The organism is Chryseobacterium bernardetii (assembly GCF_003815975.1).
GTDB lineage: Bacteria > Bacteroidota > Bacteroidia > Flavobacteriales > Weeksellaceae > Chryseobacterium > Chryseobacterium bernardetii.
This window is the reverse complement of the sequence record NZ_CP033932.1, coordinates 4,814,085-4,835,693: the sequence shown is the minus strand read 5'-3', so window position 1 is coordinate 4,835,693 and position 21,609 is coordinate 4,814,085. Positions and strand designations below refer to the sequence as shown.

The window sequence follows — 21,609 nt, the reverse complement described above, 5'->3', positions numbered from 1 at the left end:
AAAAGCAATATTTTTTTTATTTTTATTACTTCCCGATACAAAACTTGGAAAAAATATTTCCAAGTACTTCGTCATTCGTAACTTCTCCGGAAATTTCACCCAGGTGTTCCAGGGCGTTTCTCAACTCATAAGCCAGCAATTCTGTAGAGATCTGGAAAGAAATGGCTTCTTTAACTTTGTTTACAGCATCCAAAGATTTTTGTAAAGCTTCAAAATGGCGTTGGTTAGTAATAACCACATTATTTTCTTCTGATTTTAATTGCTCTACATAAGAAGATAATTCATTCTTAAGGTCCTGTATATTTTGATTTTCAACAGCAGAAATTTTAATAAAGTCAAATTCATGCGAAATGGCCTTTCTGAAAACATCCTCTACCGCTTCATATTTTGTTGGAATAACTTCATCTATTTTTGTAGCACAGATGATTAGTTTCAAATCCTCTCTTAATAAAGACTGGATCATTTCAATATCCTCAGAGAAATCTTCAGTAGCAGCATCAGCGAGGTAGACTAAAATATTGGCATTTTCTACTTTCTCTTTAGCTTTTTTTACTCCAATAGCTTCAATTTCATCTACTGTTTCACGCAGGCCGGCAGTATCAATTAAACGGAAAGCATGGCCTTTAATATGAAGAACCTCTTCAATAGTATCTCTCGTGGTTCCTGCAATATTACTTACAATGGCTCTTTCTTCTTTCAGTAAGGCATTCAGAAGGGTAGATTTTCCTGCGTTAGGTTTTCCAATGATAGCTACCGCAGTACCATTTTTAATGGCATTACCATATTGGAAACTCTCAATAAGAGATTTCAGTTTTACGTCAATTTTATCCAGCAATCCACTTAAAGCAGTTCTGTCAGCGAATTCTACATCTTCCTCTGCGAAATCCAGTTCCAATTCAATAAGAGAAACAAAATTCAGAAGATCGGTTCTTAATAATGATATTTCATTGGTAATCCCACCTTTTAATTGATTGATGGCTACTTTTCTCGAAGCTTCATTTTCAGATGCAATCACATCAGCAATGGCTTCTGCCTGGGAAAGGTCAATTCTTCCGTTGATGAAGGCACGAAGGGTAAATTCACCAGCTTTGGCCATTCTCGCTCCGTTTTTAATCAGGGTTTCAAGAATGCGTTTTCCGATATGTGGAGAACCGTGAAAAGCGATCTCCACAGAATTTTCTGTGGTGAAACTTTTGGGAGCCAGAAAAATGGAGAGCATTACTTCATCAATAGCTTCTTCTTCATCCATAAAATAACCGTAATGAATGGTATGGGATTTCTGTTTGGCCAGGTTTTTAGCCGGAAAACTTTTCTGAACTACAGATAAAGCTTCATCCCCTGAAACTCTGATGATGCCTAAAGCACCTATTCCATTGGCCGTAGCCAGTGCACATATCGTATCATTATTCATGCTGCAAATTTACGGTTTTTAATATAAATTCTCACTGAAGTATGTTATTCAGATTATCTATTGTTTTATTCAGATGAAAACCGGGAGACCAGTAAATTGCTGTCATTTTTTTGACTTAAACTATAGCCTTACAATTTGTGAAAAGCAAAATTTAAAAATCAAAAAGTACAGTTTTATGCCAGTCCCTTTAAATGACTGCAATCTGTTGCTGTATAGATTTTTCGGGTTGCTTTGAATCAAGCTGGAAATCCTGAATCTGATCAATGATCTTACGGTGTTTAAAAATTAAACACTTGTTTGGTATATTAATTGTTGCTTAGTGCGTCAATGATGTTGAAAATTTAAATATTTTTAATTTAAATAGCAATAATTCGTTAAAATATTATAAATATACATGGATAAATTATTTTTTTACCTTTTAATAAAAAATTGATTTTTTTATTAATGGTAGCCTTTTATGGGGTTGTTAACGGGCAGGCATGTACACCTTATACGGGTCAGCCAATGGTAAGTGGCACAACTTATTGTCTTAATGGGAATCTTACAGTAGGAACTAATATAAGCATTCCAAACGGTGCAGCACTTATTATTCAGTCTGGACAGTTACAGTCTGTCAGTATTCAGGTTAATGGTGTTCTGGAGATTGGTGACGGCGCAAGTGTAAAATCTACAGGTACTGTTACAGTAGGAGCATTTAATTCCCAAAAGGATTCAAAAATTAAATTGGGAACCAAATCATTTCTGTCTCTTGTAGGATCGGTCGTTCAGGAAGACCCCACATTTTTTGGGAATTTTCCCGGATCAACTTCTGTTATAGAGATGGGAACAAATAGTGTTGTAGAGATTTGTGGAACATTTACCCAGCAGTCTACAACGTATCCATCTGTTAAATATGTTGGGATTCCTGCCGGCAGAGCTTATTGTATTGCCAAAGCAGATGTAAGTGGTGGAGGTGGAGTCATCAGTAATGATAGCCAAATTGTGGCTATTGCTATGGGAAATGTGATAGGGCTTGGTATGGGGAATTCAAGTTTCTGTGGCCCAAATGCAACTTCTGCTACATGTCCGTCTCTTTGGCCAAATGGATTATCTGAAGATAGGAACAGTTGTGGTAACGCACCCACAATTATAGACAATATAGATTCATTCTGTACAAAGCCCGGTGCTACGGGTACTCCTGCTGGATATACAAAATTCGGCATCACCATTCAGAAGAAGAATACTGCCTGGCCAGAAAACGTTCCGAACGGTTTTGTTGCTATGGAGGCAAAAGATAAAGGTTTCGTAATTACAAGAGTTCAGCACGTAAGCCAGACTCCACAACCTGGTGATGCTATTGCAGATCCAAAAGAAGGAATGCTGTTGTATGACATTCAGGACAAATGTGTGAAGCTTTATAACGGAACCGAATGGAAGTGCATAGAAAGAAGCTGTAATGATTAATCTGAAAATTAGTAAAGAATGAATAATATTAAAAATATAGGTATAACAGTTGCTCTCGCGGTTTTTAACTTCTCTGCTGCCCAGGTAGCAATTGGTAAACAAACGGTAGATGGCAGCAGTACGGTTCTGGATTTTAATAACATATCCGGAAATACAAATGGATTAATCCTTCCTGCAACTTCTGGTCTTCCGACTGGATCTCTGGTGAACGGAACATTTGGTTTTGATGTAACAGACAGTAAAGTAAAAGTTTACGAAAATGATGTATGGAAGCCTTTATCTGATGCAGGTAGCTCAAGTGCTGTTATCATAAACAATTCTGCGGAACTTGGTAAAGGAGTGGTTATCGGAGCGTTATCCAGTACTGCAGATGGAGTACTGGTTCTGGAATCTCAGGATAAGGCAATGATCCTTCCTCAGATTGCAACACCTCATATTAATGTAAAGAATCCATATCCTGGAATGATGTGCTATGATACAGCCAGTAAAACATTGGCCGTATTTGACGGGGCAGTATGGAATTACTGGAAATAATATCAGGATGAAATAATTTCCGGGAAACCGGTATATATAAGTTTATAATGGTATTGAAGCAGTGGTATATGAATGTATACTGCTGTTTTTTTATCGTTATCTTATAAAAGAAGAAAAGCCTGAAAAGTTATAAGGATGTAAAAAAGCTGTAGAGGTCTGTTTCTGACGAAATATTAAGTTTTTTTCTGAGCCTGCCTTTTTTGGTCTGTACAGATCTGTGTTGTATAAAGGTAAAATCGGCAATATCTTTTGATGAAAATCCTAGCCATATCATTGCGCATAAAGACAGTTCTGATTTTGTAAGCTGCGGATTAATTTTTAGAATATTCTGAAATAACCCGGGATTGACTTCCTCAAACCTCTTGATAAACTTAAGGTCGTTACTTTTGGCAAGATCTAATAATTCTGTAAAATCTTCTTTGGAAATTCTCTCCTTTACGGGGTAAGTTGAAGAAGTGGATTTTTCTGAGTCTTTATTCTCTTTCTCATATTTTCTGTTTCTGACAACTAAAAACAAAATAGCTCCAACAGTCAGAATAAGTACTCCGATAGCAATGAAAATAAGGTTAACATTATCTTTATTTTTTTGTTCAATGATCTCACTCAGGGAAAGGTCAATGGCTTCATTTCCGGATGCTTTAAGCCTTTGGTCCAATTCTTCAGCTTTGAAATTGTAGACATCTTCCATTTTCTGATCGTTGAGGTTTTGGTAAGCAAAAGCAATATGCCGGTAAATATCTGGTAATTTATTGATTCTTTTAGTTTTAACTAAAATATCTGCTGCCTCTTTATAAAAATCTAATGCTTTTTTAAACTCCTTTTTTTCAGAAAGCAGATCAGCATAAAAATCATAAATGATACCCTGCCTTACCGTTCCAACTTCAGTATCTTTAAGAAGAGATAACGCTTTGTTATTATAAAAAGTAGCAGAATCAAGGCTTTTAGTTTGATGCAAATGATAATTGCCAATGAGGGAAGCATTAATAGCAGAAGGATCGAGGCTGAAGCCTCTGTGCCGGTAAATCAGTGCGGAATCTTTATAGGTTGAAGAAATAAAATCAGCTCTCTGTTCATACATATTACCGAGCAGCCAGCCCTTTTCATCCAATTTTTTGCCGTAATAAATAGCTTTTGCATTGTAGCTTAATGCTGTATTTACCAATCCGGTAACATAATTGATCTGGCCATATTCATGATAGAGTTTAGCGTAAAGGAAGTTGTCATGAAGGCGGGTAATAATTTTTTCTGCAAATTTCAGGTATTCATGGCTGGTCTTATATTTTCCCATCATGCCGTAAGTATTGGCAAGATTGATATATCCTAAGGCTTCTCCTTTTGGATATCCTCCTTCTTTTGACCGTCTGATCATTTCATTATTCAAAGTGATAAGCTCTGTGTCTTTTCCCTCTAGTCTCAGTTTTTCATTTTTTTTAAGCAGGGCATTATCAATTTCCCGGATATCAATTTTCTTACCACAACTACAGAAGGAAATGGCAATAAATAAATATAAAAATATTCTGTGAACTTTTAAATTGATATCATTGTTGCGGTTCATGAATTCTATGATTTTGTACTCATTTATACAATGGCGAAAATAACCCCTGTACTGCCCGAAAAACTGATTGACGATGCAAATAGAACAAAACATTACAGTTGTCTGAATCAATAAATTTAGCGTTCATATGTTTTTTGTTGATTAATAAAACCTGCTTATTCTGAGGATGGCTTCAACTACTAAATTAGTGAAAAATAAATTTCAGTCCAATACTAGCTTGGGCGTAATATACTTAATGATATTGTAATCCGATTAATTGGTTGATAGTTATTTGCTTTTTAAACGATTTGGGCGCTCTCTTTAATGCTGTTCATTACAAAAATACTCTTGGTCTGTCCAATTCCCTCAATTTCTGATAATTTATTAATAAAGAATTCATGGAATTCATCCATATTGGGAGCTAAGATTTTTAACATGAAATCAAAATCACCGCTGATATTGTAAAATTCAACCACTTCTTTCAGTTTACCAACCTCTTCAATGAACTTTCCTGCCGTTTTTTTATTGTGGACATTCAGTGCGATCATACAAATGACCATCATGCCTTTATTCACTTTTTTGCGGTCTACTACAGCGGTATATTCTCTGATGATTCCCAGTTTTTCCATACGTTTGATACGTTCATGGGTAGGGGTGGGGCTGAGATTGATTCTTGCCGAAATATCACGGACACTCATCTTCGCATCTTTCTGAAGAAGTCTCAGGATGGAAAGGTCTTTTTCGTCTGGAGTATAATTTTCTGCTGGCATTTGTTCTGTTTTTATAGGGTTAATTCTAATGTTTTAGTTGTTTTGTTCTTTTAATTATGGTTATTTAGTTTTATTGTTCCAAATTTACTGTAAAATTTTTACTTACGTTCTGTTAATTTTAATTTTGCAGGAAATTTGAATATATGGATACAAGGAAGAATTTAATATTAATTTTAGCATCGGTAGGAACATTTGTAGAGGCTTTGGATATTGCCATTATTAATTTAACCATTCCTTCTATTCAGGAACAGTTTCATATTGGAGCAGGAACGGTTCAATGGCTGCAGACGCTCTATGTATTGTTTTTTGGTGGCTTTCTGATAATTGGCGGAAAACTTTCTGACCAGATTGGAAGAAAGAAAATGTTCTTATTGGGAGCGCTTATTTTTATGTTAACTTCATTAGGGGCTGGTCTTTCTGAAAGTTTCAATATGTTAGCCATATTCCGTGCTTTGCAGGGATTAGGGGCGGCATTTGTAATGCCGGCAGCCTTGTCTATTGTAACCAATACCTTCAGGGAAGAGCAGGAAAGGAACCGTGCCATCGGAATTTTCAGTTCTTTTGCGGCTATCGGTTCGGGAAGTGGCCTTTCTGTAGGTGGGATTATCAGTACTTATCTAAGCTGGCACTGGGTTTTCCTCATTAATGTTCCGATTCTTTTAATTACTTTAATCCTGTCTTATTATTATTTACCAACAGATGAGAAAAATAAAACAGCACAAAAAACAGATGTTGTTTCCGGAGTGTTAATGGTATTTGGGCTTTTAAGCCTTACTTACGGAACCCATGAGTTAGTTCACATTAAAGAGCAGCCTTTTCTGGTGATCGGTTCATTGGTTGTTGCATTATTACTTTTGATAATGGTATTCTTCAGATTGAGAACTGTTGCGGAGCCGTTATTTGATTTGAAATTATTCAGGCATGGTTCATTGGTTGTTTCCAACGCTGCTTTTTTTACTCTGGGAGCCTTTTTTATCGGGTTTTTATTCCTGATTTCATTAATGCTACAGAAAGATATGGGGTATAGTGCTGCTGCTTCAGGATTAATGCTTGTTCCTTTCAGTGTATTGTCAGCTTTGACGGCTAAATTTATCTTACCTCATATTTCGAAAAGACTGCCTTCTTCTCAAATGGGAGTGTTAGGATGGTCTTTTATGCTGGCAGGAGGATTATTGTTGCTGGTCTCAGTATTTACGGGTCATCCGTTAGCAGTAGTTTTATCAGGAGCTGCCTGTATCTCAGGAATAGGAATGACTTTCTGCTTTACGGCACTTTCTGTGATGGGAATTCAGGATGTTGAACCTTCCAATTACGGATTGGCATCAAGTTTGAGTTCTACAAGTTACTTCCTGGGAGCTGGGATAGGGCTTTCATTCATGTCTTTAATGAGCCAGATTTTTCCTTCAGAACTTGCAGTTGGAAACCTGAATCTGATCATATTGATTAGCTATGCTCTTTTAGCCCTTGGAATGTTATTCTATTTTATATTGAAAAGCTTAAAAGGGAAACAGGCAAAAGTAGCTGTTCCATCATAAGCGGCCTTAAAATTACACAAACTATATGAGCAGGGAACCGGTGTTTAGGCATTGGTTCCTTTTTTTGTGCTCATATTCTCATTTCTCTTAATTATTTTTGTTCTATGAAAATACAAATCATCAGCGATCTTCATCAGGAATTCGGAAAGACGGAATTATATTTTGATAATGCAGATGTTATAGTTCTGGCTGGTGATGTTAATCTTGGAACTAAAGGAATTGAATGGATTAAAGAGGTAATTTCTGATAAGCCGGTTATTTATGTGCTGGGAAATCATGAATATTATAAAGGTTCCTATCCGAAGACACTCAATAAAATAAAAAGTACAGCAGAGGATTCCAATGTTTTTGTACTTGAAAATTCATATGTAGATATCGGTGATGTCCGTTTTCACGGAGCCACTTTATGGACTGATTTTTCAATTTTTGGAAATCCTGTAAAATATGGAATGATCTGTCAGCCCAAGATGAATGATTACAAAAAAATCACCCGTGATCCTTCTTATTCAAAATTAAGAACAATAGACACTTTTAAAATTCATCAGTTTTCAAAAGTATGGCTGCGAGAGAGTTTAAAAGGTTCAGAAGGATTGAAAAATATAGTCGTTACTCATCATGCTCCCAGTATACAGTCTGTACCGGAATGCTATAAAGAAGATCCTTTGACTTCTGCTTATGCTTCCAATCTGGAGGATATGATCCTTGAGTATCAGCCATTGTATTGGATCCATGGCCATATTCATACCCCTTGCAGGTATAGTATTGGAAAAACTGAAATCATTTGCAATCCCCACGGGTATATAGATGAAAAGTATAATGGCTATGAAAAGGAATTGATTATTGAAATATAGATATTCCGGGTGAGAAATATTGCTGAAGGATTGGTGATAAAATCCGGTAAAGCAGTAAAGGAAGCGGATCTTTTGTTCAATGTACCCGGCAAAGTATATAGAAATTATCATGGCACAAACCAATAAGCTTACTGCTGAATTGGGACCGGATTCTCTGAATGCTCAATGGTTGAATGCCATTACAGCACTGTATCGTTCTGTAGGGGGCAGATGGCAATAAAGTAAAATTAAGCCTGCTTCGTCTTTAGATGCAGCAGGTTTTTAATCCATGATCATTATGAAGGATACAGATATACAGGAAGGAATTATTTTAATTCCGGATTTCAGCGGATTTACTGAATTTGTGTTTAATACCAAACTTTATACAGGAGAATATATTGTAAGACAACTATTATCTACGCTGATTGACGTGAACGATCAGTATTTTGAAATTTCTGAAATTGAGGGCGATGCCATTTTATTTTATCGTTATGATGAAAATCCGTCTTATCAGAATATTTCAGGAATGCTTTGGAAAATGCGTAATGCATTCAACAGAAAAATAAAAGAACTGAGCAAAAGCTTAAGTACCACTATAGAGCTGTCTCTGAAATTTATTGTTCATTATGGAGCTTTTTCGCAATATAATATCGGAAGTTTCAGGAAACTTTACGGGAAAACAATCGTAGAAGCGCATCAGCTTTTGAAAAATGGCTGGGCAGAACAGCCTTCGTATGCTTTGTTCAGTAATTCTTTTTTAGAAAACACGGATAATCAGGAAGCTGATTTCAATATAGATCAGCATCATTTGCCTGAAGTGGGTATGATCCATTATTTTGAAAATATACACTAGCATATTCTTTATTTTTTAATCCTTGTAAATTTGCTGTTGCTAGCGGCCCGGGTGAGATCCGGGCTTTTTTATTGAAAAAAATATGTTAAAATTTAGTAAACAGTATTTTTTTTTTAAAACCCATTTATTATATATGATTTTAGAATACGAATGTTTAGTTATTTATTTTATCTTAATAAATGTTATTTTATTGAATAATTTATAAAGGTAAAATTTGTAAACTGTTAAAATATAGATGCTTATTTCTTTTTTTTCATTTCTTGATGTAACAAATGTTGAAGTGTAGCGGTCTTATAGATAAAACTAAGATTTCACATGAAAACAATATTATTTCCTATAGCATTATTAACAGGTTCACTGGCCATAGCCCAGCAGGCTGAAACTCCGGCTGCAAAAGATACTGTAAAAGGAAATGCAAAAGAAATAGAAGCTGTTACGCTGGTGGCCAGAAAGCCAACAGTAGAATCTAAGGTAGACAGAACTGTATTTAATGTAGCTAACAGTGCAATCCTGGCAGGAAATACAACATGGGATGTTCTGAGAATGACTCCTCTGGTAAGTATTGATAACAATGATGAGGTAAAAGCAGAAGGACAATTGGTTACGGTATACATCAATGACAGGAAATCTGTTTTTACAGGGAAGGAACTGAAGGAATATCTTAAAACAATTCCTGCAGACAACCTCATGAAAATTGAAGTGATTACCAGCCCATCTTCCCGCTATGAAACTTCAGGGTCCGTTATCAACATTGTCCTTAAGAAAAGGGATGATGAGGGCTTAAAAGGGAGTATCTCTCTTAATAACAGGCAGAGTACCAAAAACTCACAATACACCAATTTTAACCTGAATTACCATAAGAAAAATTTTACCCAGACTCTTATTGGAGGGTATAATAATGGAAACTATGTGCAGACGAACCAGACGTGGGATCACCGGTATGAAGGAAATAAGCTTACCCAGTTCAACCTGGAAAACCTAATGAGAAACGAAAGCCCTTCTCTTTCCTCTACGTCAGAATTTGAAATCAATGATAAAAATAATTTAGGTATTGTTCTGGAATATTCACAGAACAGAAGCTTACATTCAGCAGAATCTGATGGATTTACGTCAAAAGATGGAGATCCCGGAGAATCTTTCCGCCAGTATCAAACCGACTGGGGTTTCAGGCGTAATTTGGGTACTAATGCTTTCTATAAATATTATGATAAAGAAAAGAACAGGATTTTAGATATTAATCTGGGAACCAATTACTCCAGTAATAACAATGATAACTTAATTGATAAGCAGATTGATAAACAGGGAGTAAAAACAGATCAGCAGCTTGGAGTGCTCAGTTCAAACCAGATGCGTAATTATTACCTGAAAATAGATTATACACAACCTTTAGGTAAATCCGGGGGAACGATGGAAGTAGGAGGAAAATCGGAAATTAATAATCATGTTATTCCCAACAGTCTGTATGGATTCAGTATCAATGACCCCGCATCAGAATATTCTAATCTGTCTAAAAATGACAGATTCCATTATGAAGACAGGCTCAGCTCTTTATACGCTAACTATAGTAAAACCTTTTTTGGGAAACTGGAAACCAGAGTGGGACTCCGATATGAATATATTGATTATAAAGTAAGACAGGACGTAGCAGGTACAGAAAGGAAAGACTCATATGGAACTTTTCTTCCCAATCTGTTACTGAAATATAATTTTTCAGAGAAGTTTGATCTGAGCCTTACTTATAACCGAAGCATCTGGAGGCCGTGGTATTCTGAATTTAATCCTTTCCTGATGCCAGAAATTAACGGTACCTATTCCAGAGGGAACCTTTACCTGAATCCGAATCCTAATGACAGGCTTTATCTGAAATTCGGAATTCTGAAAAAGTATTTTATTTCTGCAAGATACATGTATACCAATCAGGATTATTGGACTACTTATGTAACAGAAAACGGAAGAACGGTTTCTTTACCCGGGAACTTTGATGGAAAGGTTGAAAAATATTATCTTTTTGCCAATACCAATCAGAATTTCCTGAAAAATAAACTGAATGTAAATGCCGGATTTGGCTGGTATTACATTAATAATAAAGATTTTAATGAAAAGAATAAGCTGGGCGGTAAAGATTATATCAGTTACTGGGGAGCCTCTGCTAATATATCTTACACGAATCTGTTTAATAAGAATATTAATATAAGTGCATGGATGGAACTTGCCAATCAGAATAACGGAAATTCATACGCTAACAATACCAATGTTTTCCATAATATTTCGGTTACCAAAATATTCCCGAAAACCCAGATGGAGCTGAGTATGCAGCTTATGAATATCTTTAAAAGACCTTATGGGGATAATACCACTTATAGCCCGGATGGAACCTTTAGAGAGTATTCAAAATGGGATTGGTATGGTGTTTCCCTTACTTTTGTAAAGCGTTTCGGAAACCAAAAGGTAAAAGAAGCTACCAAAAAAGATGTGGAGAAAAATTCAGGAGAAGCGAAATAGAAGTATTGTTAGATAAATTAAATAGTAAAAGTAGGTTTCAGCTGGAGATCTACTTTTTTATTTATTTGAATGCATAATTGATGAGCTTACCTTTTCTTAAAATCTTTATTTTTCTTAATGGTTCAATAATTTAAGTTCATGCAGATTTCGCAAATTGGGCAGATTCATTGTGAAAAATCTGCCTGATGAGCAAGAAAATAAAAAAGCAGGTTTCAATTTGAAACCTGCTTCATAATTCTACAAAATTAATAGATAGATAAGTTAATGATCAAATAGATACTTCCGTCCTCATGCTTCCATCCTCCATTTTTACTATTTCAACGTAAACTTTATTTTTGTTTTAATAGCATCTGAAGAGTTACCAATTAAAGCTTCAAAATCTCCAGGTTCAGCTACCCAGTCGTGCTTCTGAGCATCAAAGAAACTTAAAGCAGACTTATCAATAGTGAAAGACACTTCTTTTTGTTCCCCAGGATTTAAATATACCTTTTCAAAGCCTTTCAGTTCTTTGGCAGGACGTGGTACAGATGATTTTATATCACTGATGTACAGCTGGGCAACCTCTGCTCCTGCTTTTTTTCCTGTATTTTTAACGGTTACTGTAAAAGTAATGGTATCATTTTGTGACAGGGTGGTTTTATCTGCCTTGGCTTTTCCAAATTCGAAAGTGGTATAACTTAATCCGTGTCCGAAGCTGAAAAGGGGCTTGATATTTTTGGTGTCATGCCAACGATATCCTACAAAAATTCCTTCGTTATAGGTAATATTGATCGGGTTTTTCTGATCTTTTCCTTTTCCGGCAGCCAATTCATCTTTCTGGCCGGGATATTCTCCAAGCTGATGGGCTGAATTATCTTCAAGTTTTACAGGGAATGTAAAGGGAAGCTTCCCTGATGGGTTGGCATCACCAGCCAGAATAGAGGCGATAGAATTCCCTGCTTCAGAACCAAGATACCATGCCTGTAAAACAGTTGGAACTTCTTTGATCCATGGCATAGCTACAGCATTTCCGGAAACTAAAACTACAGCAAGGTTTTTATTTGCTTTGGCTAATGCCGTAATTACATGGTCCTGGTTGTATGGCAATCCATAGCTTTTTCTGTCGTTTCCTTCACTGTCCTGGAAGTCTGCTTTATTCAATCCACCAACGAAGATTACATAATCAGATTTTTTTGCCAATTCTACAGCTTCATTTAAAAGTTCAGCTTCAGAACGGGTGTCTTTTAAATCCTGTCCGGATTTTACCCCATTGTATTCACCTCCGATATCTCCTACATATCCTCTGGCATACTGTACATCAGATTGTTTTCCAAATCTTGATTTAATTCCGTCTAATGGAAGTGTTTCATATTTTACTTTTAATGATGAAGAACCACCGCCAACAGTCATAATTTTGATGGCATTTTCACCAATAACAGCAATTTTTTTAGCCTTATTAATATCAATAGGGAGAATATTTCCTTGGTTTTTTAGCAGAACAATTCCTTCTTCTCCAATTTCTTTAGCCACAGCTTTATGCTCTTCGGAGGCAATATTGCCGAAAGGTTTATTTCTGTTCATTGTGGTTTTATAAGCAAGGCGGAGAAGCCGGGTTACTTTGTCATCCAATTCTTTTGTTCCTACTTTTCCTGCTTTAATAAGATCAAGATAAGGCTTGGCCAGATAATAATTGTCATAGGCATTTTTAGTTCCTGCAGAAAGACCGTTGGTCCATGAGCCAAATTCAAGATCTAATCCGTTGTGAATAGCCTGTTCGGTATTGTTTACTGCGCCCCAGTCGGAAACCACAACACCCTTGTAATTCCATTCCTTTTTCAGGATATCATTCAAAAGATACTGATTCTGGCTGGCATACTGACCTTTATACATATCATAAGCTCCCATGATTGTCCAGGAGTCTCCTTCTGTAACGGCTGCCTTGAAAGCCGGAAGATAAATTTCATACAGCGCTCTGTCATCTACATTTACATTGCTGGTATGACGGAACATCTCCTGGTTGTTCAACGCAAAATGCTTAACAGAAGTGGCTACACCGTTAGATTGTACTCCTTTTATATAAGGCACTACCATTTTTGAAGTCAGATACGGATCTTCACCCATATATTCAAAATTTCTTCCATTCAATGGAGTTCTGTAGATATTTACTCCAGGTCCTAAAAGAATATCTTTTTTTCTGTAGCGGGCCTCTTCTCCCAATGCTTTACCGTAATTCCAGGACATTTTTTTATTCCATGTAGCCGATAGCGCGGTCAGGGCGGGGTATGCGATAATAGAATCATTAGTCCATCCCGCCTGGTCCCATTCATCCCACATTACTTCAGGGCGAACACCGTGAGGTCCGTCAGTTGTCCAGAATTCGGGAATTCCTAATCTTGGGACACCTGGAGAACTGAACTTCGACTGTGCATGAAGCATAGCCACTTTTTCTTCCAGAGTCATTTTGGAAAGAGCATCCTTGATGCGCTCTTCTACAGGTTTTGATTCATCTAAATAAACGGGAGTAGTGTTCTGAGCCATATAAGAAACAGAAATAAATGTGAATAAACTTACAATGGCGGTTTTCTTTAACATATTGCCTTTTTATTGGATTGAAGCAAAAATAAACAAAATTTTTATATTATCTCAAATTGAGAAAATAAATTTTGAAGCCTAAAAAAACTGCCTTTAAGATTGCAGGCAGTTTATTATTTATTCTTCGGTAGAAATGCAATGCGAGAGGTTGGGAGATAATAGACAAAGAGATTTTACATGGCAATAATCAATTTTGCTTCGCAAGTGAATCGTTAATTTGGAATGAATTGATTTTTAACCTGTATCTCGAAATCTGCACCCCGGAACTCTCATACTCTCCAACACTCAAACATGATTACCATCCTTTCACAGCTCCTCCTTTAAATACTTCCAGTGCTTTTTTTTCCACTTCATCAGATTGGTAAGCTTTTACGAATTTTTTAACCTTTTGGCTGTTCTTGTTATCCTGTCTTGCTACAACAAGATTAACATAAGGAGAATCTTTATCTTCTTTGAATATTCCCTGCTTTTCTGAATCCAGACCGGCCTGTGCTGCGAAATTGTTATTGATAATACCCACTACAACATCCCTGTCATCCAAAACCCTTGGGATTTGTGCGCCTTCAATTTCCATAATATTCAGTTGTCTGGGATTTTCTGTAATATCAGTCACTTTGGGAAGCAACCCAACCCCTGCTTTTAATTTCAGCAGGCCGTTTTTTTGTAATAGAAGTAGTGAGCGTCCGCCATTGGTAGGATCATTAGGAATAACGATGGTGCTTCCGTTTTGAAGTTCACTAAGGGTTTTAATTTTTTTAGAATAGGCTACAATAGGATAAACAAAAGTATTTCCTACGATCGCAAGATTATAGCCTCTCTGTTTTGATTGTTCGGTTAAATAAGGAGCATGCTGAAAGGCATTGGCATCAATATCACCGTTCATTAAGGCTTCATTGGGAACTACATAATCATTGAAAGGAATCAGCTCCACTTCAAGGTTATATTTTTCCTTCGCTACTTTTTTCGCTACTTCAGCTACTTCCTGCTCCGGCCCATACGTAATTCCCACACGGATAAAATTCGGATCATCCTTTCTTCCTGAGCAGGCACTGAAGAGGAATATTCCAGCAGCAATTAAACCTAAAATCTTTATTTTTTTCATTCTATTCTTTTTAATAATATGTATAAAGGGTACAGAACTCCTTCGTTCACATCTCATTTACTCTAAAACTCTAGATCCCTCAAACTTATCTATGGTCAAACTTCTTAGACAATCTATCTCCCATAAACTGGATGATAAATACCAAAAGAACAAGTAATATCAAAACGGTATTCATGATCACAACATCATAACCAATATATCCGTACTGGTACCCAACTTGCCCCAATCCGCCGGCACCTACAGCACCTCCCATTGCAGAATATCCTACCAGTGTAATTAAAGTAATGGTGGCATTATTAATTAATGAAGGAAGAGCTTCAGGAAGCAAAACCTTTCTGATGATCTGAAAAGGAGAAGCTCCCAATGCCCTTGCGGTTTCAATTAACCCGTGAGGAACTTCAATAAGGCTGTTTTCCACCAATCTGGCAATGAAAGGGGCAGCTCCCACACTTAAGGGAACCAATGCTGCATTAACACCAATGGATGTTCCTGCCAAAATCCTTGTAAATGGGATCATCCACACAATTAAAATAATGAAAGGGATGGCACGGAAAATATTTACAATAATGGATAATGCTCTGTGATAGCCTGCATTTTCCAGTAATTGTCCTTTTCTTGTTAAAAATAAAAAAATCCCAACCGGAAGCCCTAAAACAAATCCAAAAAATCCGGACACGAATGTCATATAAACTGTTTCCCAGGTTCCTTTTGCCAAAAGGGCAAGTACTGCATCACTAAGCATATCCTTTTACTGTATTTTGAATTTTATTCTGATTAAAATAATAAATGGCTTTCTGGTTTTCCTCAGCCGCTCCCTGAAGTTGCAAAAGTAGTTTACCAAAATTAGAATTCCCAAAATATTCTACATCTGCTTTCAAAAGCTTGTAAGGAATTTTATGTTCATTATATAATGCTGAAAGAATCTGTTCAACACTTATTTTTTCGTTAAGTTCTATTTCGACCAGCGGAAATAAACCATCCTGTGGTTCTTTCTGCAGTCTGTTATTGAGTTCCTGTGGCAGGGTCATGACATCTGAATTTATAAATTGTTGGATCACCGGATTTTCCCGGTTTGAAATGATCTCGCTTAAAGTTCCTTTGGCTAAAAGTTTTCCTTTATCAATTACAGCAACGTGGTTACAAACGGCTTTAATAACTTCCATTTCATGGGTAATCAGAAGGATGGTAATCCCCAATCTCTGGTTAATGTCCTTTAACAGCTGTAAAATAGACTGCGTGGTCACCGGATCCAGCGCACTGGTGGCTTCATCACAAAGCAACAGGTGAGGGTCATTGGCCAGAGCCCTTGCAATGGCAACTCTTTGTTTTTGTCCTCCTGAAAGACTCTTGGGGTAATCATTGGCTTTATCTTCAAGGCCAACAATTTTCAATAATTCATTAACCTTTTTATTAATCTGATCTTTGCCGCTGTGATCCAGCTCCAGTGGAAGTGCTACATTATCAAAAACGGTTCTCGAAGAAAGTAAATTAAAATGCTGGAAGATCATTCCTATCTTTTTGCGTTCTTCCGCAAGCTGCTTTGAACTCAATTGAGTAAAATCTTTTCCATTAATAATGATATGACCTTCATCCGGCCTTTCCAACAAATTAACGGTACGGATCAGGGTACTTTTTCCTGCTCCGGAGAATCCAATGATTCCTACAATATCTCCCTTATTTATATTGAGACTCACCTGATCCAGTGCCTTAAAGGCCTGTTTCTTCTGATGAAATGTTTTTGATATATTTCTGATTTCTATCATTCTGATGTTTTATACTATTAAATAGGCTGATATCTCTTGCCTGCCCTGTTAAAAAATCTCCTCACTCTTCTGATTTTGACCTTAGACCGCTTTGAAAGCTTGAAATACTTGGTGATATTAGTCAGCAGTACTCCCAGCAATATGATTGCCAAACCATATAACTGGCCTCCATTGATACTTTGATTAGCCACAATCCATCCGGCAATAACCGTAACAATAGGGTTAATGTAGGTGTGGGTGCTCACCAAAGCAGCGGGTTTCACGGACAACAGCCAAATGTACGACAAATAAGCGACTATCGATCCAAAGAAGATTAAAAACAGAACTCCTGCCCAGGCTGAGACCGGTACTGTAGAAACCGAAAAACCAGTCCATTCCCCTCGGAATATGGTAATAAGAAAAGCAGCAGCCCCGGCAACAATAAGTTGTTGGGCAATATTCATAAAAGTAGACTGAGAAGCCAGATTTTTCTTGGAATACAAAGATCCCAATACCCATGCAATAGAACTTAATCCTAATACAATGAAGGCCGTAATACGGAGGTGGTCGTCAACAGAAGTGTGTGCAGCATATGAATTAACACTTCCCTTTAAGAAAAATACCAATCCTATAAACCCGATCACCAGACCTATCGGAATAAATTTATCTGAAAAATAGTATTTCCAGTTTTTTCTGTCAATAGCAATGAACCAGAAAGGTCCGGTTGCTATAGAGATTGCCGCTTCAGAAGCGGTTACATACTGCTCTCCCCAGGCTACGAGGCCTGTTCCTCCGGTAAGGATCAGGATTCCGGTAATTGCATTTTTTTTCCAGTTGATAAGAGAGTTTGCTTTTTCTCCTTTAGACAGGAGATACCCGATCATCAGAATTCCTGCTACCAGAAATCTCAATCCGGAAAGAATAAACGGTGGAAAACCTTTCAGTCCAAATGAAATAGCTAAAAACGTAATTCCCCATATTACATAGATATTTGTAAATGCTAATGGTATCAGCCATTTGTTTTTAGAATTGCTCATTTTATTTTTTTAATGTTTTGGTTTTTAAATAAAAAGGCCCTACAACTTGGTAGGGCCTTCAAAAGTATGTCATATTAAAAGTAAGGTCACCCAAAGTATTCTTGATGCACAGGCATACAGATATGCTTCATCATATTTTTGATGATATATTTTATGGTTGCATTATTTTTTAATTCTGTGCTCATTTTATTTTATTTCCTGAATACGTTTGCAAATATATAATATAATTTTTATTAGTCTACTAAAAATATAGGGTTTTTAGATATTAAATTATTGTTAATAATTTAATTATTTGTAATTCAGTATATTATGGTTATTATTTTTTTGTTTGATAAGGAGGTTGAAATTATTTTTCTGTTTTTTAAATTCATTTTTAGTTGAAATAATAGATTATGAGTATTATAGAAAAGATAAAATAAATTAACATTCTTACGAATTATGTAAACTGAATTTGAAATTTTAAAGACCTTTTTCCTGATACATTTATTAAACTAGTTAAATGTGCAGGAATCTTTGTCGGCGTAATTTAGCATCAAAATTAAAAGACATGGACAATAGAATATTAGGACTGCATCATATCACTGCTATTGCAGACAATGCGAAAAGAAATTTAGATTTTTACACTCAGGTTTTAGGAGTACGACTGGTGAAAAAAACCGTTAATTTCGATGATCCTGGAACTTATCACTTTTACTTTGGTAATGAAAACGGAACACCGGGAACGATTCTTACTTTCTTTCCATGGGAAGGAATAGGGCAGGGTTCCAACGGAAGCGGGATGGCTACTCATATCGGATATTCTGTTCCTAAAGGAAGCCTGGAGTTCTGGAAAAACCGTTTAAAAAGCTTCAATGTGAATATAGAAGAAGGTGAAATCTTTGGTGAAAAGATGATCTCTTTTAAAGATCCGGACGGCCTTCAGTTACAGTTTATAGAACCAGCTGGAGATGATAACCGAAAAGTATGGACAACCGATGATATAAAAGATGAAAATGCTTTAAAAGGATTCCATAATGTAACTTTAACTCTAAAAAGAGCAGAGCCTACCCTAAAAGTTCTGACAGATCTTTTAGGATATGGCCTTCAGAAACAGGAAGGCGAAAGATACAGATTGGGGACAGATGCTATTGATACTGCCAATCTTATTGATATTATTGAAAATGATACCATTCCAACCGGAAGAAATGCTGCGGGAACCAATCATCACATTGCTTTCAGAGTAAAAGATGATAATGTTTTGATGGAATACCGTGAAAAAGCTTTATCTGCAGGGTTAAGCATTACCCCGAAAATCAACAGGGATTATTTCTATTCCTTGTATTTCCGCGAACCAGGAGGTGTTTTATTTGAAATTGCTACCGATAATCCAGGATTTACAGTAGACGAACCCCTGGATGAACTGGGAAAAAATCTAAAGCTTCCTGCTCAGTACGAAGGAATGCGCAGTAAAATAGAAGGGGTATTACCGAAGTTATCATAGATCATGTTCTGCTTTTTATAAAGAAATTAACTTTGAATAAAAAATAAAAGACATGGAAAGAACAGAAATAGTTTTGGAAGGAAGAAAAGGAGAAATCCAGCTTTTTTCAGACGATCAAAAAGCCGGTAAGATGGATATTTCAGTTATTGGAAAAAAACTGACTGTGTACCATACTGAAGTTAATCCTGAATTTGAAGGAAAAGGTTTTGCCAAAATTTTATTGGGAAGGCTGGTTTCCTATGCAAGAGAGAATGATCTGAAAATTGTACCGCTATGTCCGTTTGTGCATGCACAGTTCAAACGCCATCCGGAAGAATATAATGATGTGTGGTTAAGAGAAGGAATGTAAATATACAGAGAGGGAAAACAAATATCTGCATTCCTCTTTTACGCTTTCTTTCTGCTCAGCCAATTACAATAACCTATTAATAACAGCTAACATTATGAAACTTATCACAGGACTGCACCACGTTACAGCAATTACGGGTAATGCCCAGGAAAATATAGATTTTTATACAGGCGTTTTGGGACTTCGCCTGGTTAAGAAAACAGTAAATTTTGATTATTCGGATGTGTACCACTTTTATTTCGGAGACGAATACGGAACTCCGGGAACCATCATGACCACTTTTCCATATGGTAAAGACCTGATTAATGGAAGGCATGGAAAAGGAATGCTGAATACCACTGCTTTCTCAGTGTCTATAGATGCCCTGGATTACTGGATGAACCGTTTGGATCAGTTTAATATTGCTTATAAACAGCCGCAACAAAGACTATCAGGTGAAGTTTTTATTTATCTTGAAGACTTTGACGGATTGGGTCTTGAGTTGGTTTTTAACGATAAAGATAAAAGAAAAGGGTACTATAACGGATATATTCCTGAAGACTATGCTTTAAAAGGAATACACCACGTTGAAATCTGGCAGGATGCCTATGAAAGAATGGCCGCTCTGTTAACCACTCAGATGGATCATAAGATCATTAGTGAGAGCCCTGACCGGTTGCGATTAGGTACGGAAGATCTTCCCGGAAAATATGTAGACCTTCTTTCTACTCCTAATGCATTAAAAGGATTAGCCGGAAGAGGAACTGTTCATCATGTGGCTTTTGCAACTCCCGATGCCCAGACACAACTTGAAATGGTTGAAAGATTAAATGCTTTTGGATTGGAGCATACTGAAGTGAAAGACAGAAAATACTTTACATCGGTCTATTTCAAAGAACCCGGAGGTGTTCTGTTTGAAATAGCCACTTCAGGTCCGGGGTTTGATGTGGATGAAGAAGCCGCATTTTTAGGAGAAGATCTGCAGTTACCCCAACAGTTTGAGAAAAGGAGGGAGCGTTTAATGGATGTTCTTCCTAAAATCAATTATCCAACAGAAAAATACAGATAGAGAAATAATGAGTCATATTTTAAATATAAAAACAGCAGGTATACCGTTAAAACAAGCTGAAAAAGCTTTGATTATGGTGCATGGAAGAGGCGGAAGTGCTCAGGATATTATAAGCCTTTCACAACATTTGAATGTAAAAGAATATGCCATACTGGCTCCTCAGGCTTTGAACCATACCTGGTACCCATTGTCATTTATGGCGCCGGTAGATCAGAATGAACCGTGGCTGTCATCAGCTTTGGAAATGGTTGGAGAAACAGTGCGGGCTGTTACAGATGCAGGAATTGCCCCTGAGGATATTTACTTTTTCGGATTTTCCCAGGGTGCATGTCTCACACTGGAGTTTTTAGCCAGAAATGCCCAGAAGTTTGGAGGTGCGGTAGCTATTATTGGCGGAGTAATAGGTGATAAAATCAACCGTGAAAATTATAAAGGTGATTTCGCAGGAACTCCTGTTGTACTGGGAACCAGCAATCCTGATTTCCATGTTCCGGTAGAAAGGGTATACGCTACAGCCAATATTTTAAGAGAAATGAATGCTGAGGTAACCGAGAAAGTATATGCCAATTTCGGGCACTCCATTAATCAGGAAGAAATTGAACTGGCTAATTCTATTGTATTTAAATAGGAAATATTAATGATAATTTCTCGCAGATTTCACAGATGACGCAGATTTTTATGCATAATCCTCTGTGAAAATCTGTGCTATCTGTGGGAAAAAAACTGTGTGATTTGCTTAATCTGTGAGATGTAAGAAAAAAAGATGGTCTTAAATAGGTGAAAAGAATACTTAATTAAAGATGATATTCTTACAGAATGACAAAGTGTACGGATAGATAAAGCGTATTATTTGTCATTCTGAACGAAG

Annotated in this window: 18 protein-coding genes; 10 read left to right on the top strand and 8 right to left on the bottom strand. The window is 36.6% G+C overall.

Annotation, left to right across the window (positions count from 1 at the left end; translation table 11 throughout):
- Positions 1 to 25 precede the first annotated feature (25 nt).
- Positions 26 to 1,411: a tRNA uridine-5-carboxymethylaminomethyl(34) synthesis GTPase MnmE gene (mnmE, locus tag EG339_RS22015; RefSeq protein ID WP_123872158.1), complete on the bottom strand. Its 1,386-nt coding sequence runs from the start codon at positions 1,409 to 1,411 to the stop codon at positions 26 to 28.
- Positions 1,412 to 1,840: 429 nt separating this feature from the next.
- Here mnmE and EG339_RS22010 point away from each other — a divergent pair, with 429 nt between their 5' ends.
- Together EG339_RS22010 and EG339_RS22005 are read left to right on the top strand one after the other, a co-directional pair.
- Positions 1,841 to 2,854 carry a hypothetical protein gene (locus EG339_RS22010; RefSeq protein ID WP_164466477.1) on the top strand — a complete coding sequence of 338 codons (1,014 nt, stop codon included), beginning with the start codon at positions 1,841 to 1,843 and terminating at the stop codon, positions 2,852 to 2,854.
- An 18-nt stretch (positions 2,855 to 2,872) separates the two neighbouring features.
- Positions 2,873 to 3,388 (top strand): hypothetical protein, encoded by a 516-nt coding sequence (locus tag EG339_RS22005; RefSeq protein WP_228459666.1) that lies wholly within the window; start codon positions 2,873 to 2,875, stop codon positions 3,386 to 3,388.
- A gap of 127 nt (positions 3,389 to 3,515) precedes the next feature.
- Here EG339_RS22005 and EG339_RS22000 read toward each other — a convergent pair whose 3' ends face one another.
- Both EG339_RS22000 and EG339_RS21995 read right to left on the bottom strand, forming a co-directional pair.
- Positions 3,516 to 4,943 carry a helix-turn-helix transcriptional regulator gene (locus EG339_RS22000; protein ID WP_164466476.1) on the bottom strand — a complete coding sequence of 476 codons (1,428 nt, stop codon included), beginning with the start codon at positions 4,941 to 4,943 and terminating at the stop codon, positions 3,516 to 3,518.
- Positions 4,944 to 5,221: 278 nt separating this feature from the next.
- Positions 5,222 to 5,692, bottom strand: a complete 471-nt coding sequence (locus tag EG339_RS21995; protein WP_123872155.1) for an Lrp/AsnC family transcriptional regulator — start codon at positions 5,690 to 5,692, stop codon at positions 5,222 to 5,224.
- 143 nt (positions 5,693 to 5,835) lie between these two features.
- Between EG339_RS21995 and EG339_RS21990 the strand changes: the two genes are divergently transcribed.
- From EG339_RS21990 to EG339_RS21975, 4 genes are all read left to right on the top strand, one after another.
- Entirely contained in the window at positions 5,836 to 7,227 is a 1,392-nt protein-coding gene (locus EG339_RS21990) for an MFS transporter (RefSeq protein ID WP_123872154.1), read from the top strand.
- A 104-nt stretch (positions 7,228 to 7,331) separates the two neighbouring features.
- On the top strand, positions 7,332 to 8,078 hold the full coding sequence (locus tag EG339_RS21985) for a metallophosphoesterase (protein ID WP_123872153.1): 747 nt from the start codon (positions 7,332 to 7,334) through the stop codon (positions 8,076 to 8,078).
- A 277-nt stretch (positions 8,079 to 8,355) separates the two neighbouring features.
- Positions 8,356 to 8,910, top strand: coding sequence for a DUF2652 domain-containing protein (locus tag EG339_RS21980; protein ID WP_123872152.1), 555 nt, complete (start codon positions 8,356 to 8,358; stop codon positions 8,908 to 8,910).
- Between the two features lie 315 nt (positions 8,911 to 9,225).
- A complete protein-coding gene (locus EG339_RS21975; RefSeq protein ID WP_123872151.1) occupies positions 9,226 to 11,412 on the top strand; it encodes a TonB-dependent receptor domain-containing protein in 2,187 nt (728 codons plus the stop codon).
- 312 nt (positions 11,413 to 11,724) lie between these two features.
- Here the strand turns inward: EG339_RS21975 and EG339_RS21970 are convergent, their stop codons facing one another.
- The 5 genes from EG339_RS21970 to EG339_RS21950 form a co-directional block, all read right to left on the bottom strand.
- Positions 11,725 to 13,983 (bottom strand): glycoside hydrolase family 3 C-terminal domain-containing protein, encoded by a 2,259-nt coding sequence (locus EG339_RS21970; protein ID WP_123872150.1) that lies wholly within the window; start codon positions 13,981 to 13,983, stop codon positions 11,725 to 11,727.
- Between the two features lie 295 nt (positions 13,984 to 14,278).
- A complete protein-coding gene (gene metQ / locus EG339_RS21965) occupies positions 14,279 to 15,085 on the bottom strand; it encodes a methionine ABC transporter substrate-binding lipoprotein MetQ (protein WP_123872149.1) in 807 nt (268 codons plus the stop codon).
- A gap of 85 nt (positions 15,086 to 15,170) precedes the next feature.
- Positions 15,171 to 15,827 carry a methionine ABC transporter permease MetI gene (metI, locus tag EG339_RS21960; protein ID WP_123872148.1) on the bottom strand — a complete coding sequence of 219 codons (657 nt, stop codon included), beginning with the start codon at positions 15,825 to 15,827 and terminating at the stop codon, positions 15,171 to 15,173.
- Positions 15,820 to 16,848 (bottom strand): methionine ABC transporter ATP-binding protein, encoded by a 1,029-nt coding sequence (locus EG339_RS21955; protein WP_123872146.1) that lies wholly within the window; start codon positions 16,846 to 16,848, stop codon positions 15,820 to 15,822. The genes metI and EG339_RS21955 overlap by 8 nt, the downstream gene beginning before the upstream one ends.
- A gap of 17 nt (positions 16,849 to 16,865) precedes the next feature.
- A complete protein-coding gene (locus EG339_RS21950) occupies positions 16,866 to 17,864 on the bottom strand; it encodes an EamA family transporter (RefSeq protein WP_123872144.1) in 999 nt (332 codons plus the stop codon).
- 547 nt (positions 17,865 to 18,411) lie between these two features.
- Between EG339_RS21950 and EG339_RS21945 the strand changes: the two genes are divergently transcribed.
- The 4 genes from EG339_RS21945 (at position 18,412) to EG339_RS21930 (ending at position 21,369) form a co-directional block, all read left to right on the top strand.
- The gene (locus EG339_RS21945) at positions 18,412 to 19,344 is read left to right on the top strand and encodes a ring-cleaving dioxygenase (RefSeq protein WP_123872142.1); all 933 of its coding nucleotides are present in this window, start codon (positions 18,412 to 18,414) and stop codon (positions 19,342 to 19,344) included.
- Positions 19,345 to 19,396: 52 nt separating this feature from the next.
- Positions 19,397 to 19,693, top strand: a complete 297-nt coding sequence (locus EG339_RS21940) for a GNAT family N-acetyltransferase (protein ID WP_123872141.1) — start codon at positions 19,397 to 19,399, stop codon at positions 19,691 to 19,693.
- A 94-nt stretch (positions 19,694 to 19,787) separates the two neighbouring features.
- The gene (locus EG339_RS21935) at positions 19,788 to 20,741 is read left to right on the top strand and encodes a ring-cleaving dioxygenase (protein WP_123872139.1); all 954 of its coding nucleotides are present in this window, start codon (positions 19,788 to 19,790) and stop codon (positions 20,739 to 20,741) included.
- Positions 20,742 to 20,748: 7 nt separating this feature from the next.
- On the top strand, positions 20,749 to 21,369 hold the full coding sequence (locus tag EG339_RS21930) for an alpha/beta hydrolase (protein WP_123872137.1): 621 nt from the start codon (positions 20,749 to 20,751) through the stop codon (positions 21,367 to 21,369).
- Positions 21,370 to 21,609: the final 240 nt, after the last annotated feature.

Coding starts and splice junctions, on each gene's coding strand:
- mnmE (WP_123872158.1), bottom strand. CDS start 1,411: ATGAATAATGATACGATATGTGCACTGGCTACGGCCAATGGAATAGGT.
- EG339_RS22005 (WP_228459666.1), top strand. CDS start 2,873: ATGAATAATATTAAAAATATAGGTATAACAGTTGCTCTCGCGGTTTTT.
- EG339_RS22000 (WP_164466476.1), bottom strand. CDS start 4,943: ATGAACCGCAACAATGATATCAATTTAAAAGTTCACAGAATATTTTTA.
- EG339_RS21995 (WP_123872155.1), bottom strand. CDS start 5,692: ATGCCAGCAGAAAATTATACTCCAGACGAAAAAGACCTTTCCATCCTG.
- EG339_RS21990 (WP_123872154.1), top strand. CDS start 5,836: ATGGATACAAGGAAGAATTTAATATTAATTTTAGCATCGGTAGGAACA.
- EG339_RS21985 (WP_123872153.1), top strand. CDS start 7,332: ATGAAAATACAAATCATCAGCGATCTTCATCAGGAATTCGGAAAGACG.
- EG339_RS21980 (WP_123872152.1), top strand. CDS start 8,356: ATGAAGGATACAGATATACAGGAAGGAATTATTTTAATTCCGGATTTC.
- EG339_RS21975 (WP_123872151.1), top strand. CDS start 9,226: ATGAAAACAATATTATTTCCTATAGCATTATTAACAGGTTCACTGGCC.
- EG339_RS21970 (WP_123872150.1), bottom strand. CDS start 13,983: ATGTTAAAGAAAACCGCCATTGTAAGTTTATTCACATTTATTTCTGTT.
- metQ (WP_123872149.1), bottom strand. CDS start 15,085: ATGAAAAAAATAAAGATTTTAGGTTTAATTGCTGCTGGAATATTCCTC.
- metI (WP_123872148.1), bottom strand. CDS start 15,827: ATGCTTAGTGATGCAGTACTTGCCCTTTTGGCAAAAGGAACCTGGGAA.
- EG339_RS21955 (WP_123872146.1), bottom strand. CDS start 16,848: ATGATAGAAATCAGAAATATATCAAAAACATTTCATCAGAAGAAACAG.
- EG339_RS21950 (WP_123872144.1), bottom strand. CDS start 17,864: ATGAGCAATTCTAAAAACAAATGGCTGATACCATTAGCATTTACAAAT.
- EG339_RS21945 (WP_123872142.1), top strand. CDS start 18,412: ATGGACAATAGAATATTAGGACTGCATCATATCACTGCTATTGCAGAC.
- EG339_RS21940 (WP_123872141.1), top strand. CDS start 19,397: ATGGAAAGAACAGAAATAGTTTTGGAAGGAAGAAAAGGAGAAATCCAG.
- EG339_RS21935 (WP_123872139.1), top strand. CDS start 19,788: ATGAAACTTATCACAGGACTGCACCACGTTACAGCAATTACGGGTAAT.
- EG339_RS21930 (WP_123872137.1), top strand. CDS start 20,749: ATGAGTCATATTTTAAATATAAAAACAGCAGGTATACCGTTAAAACAA.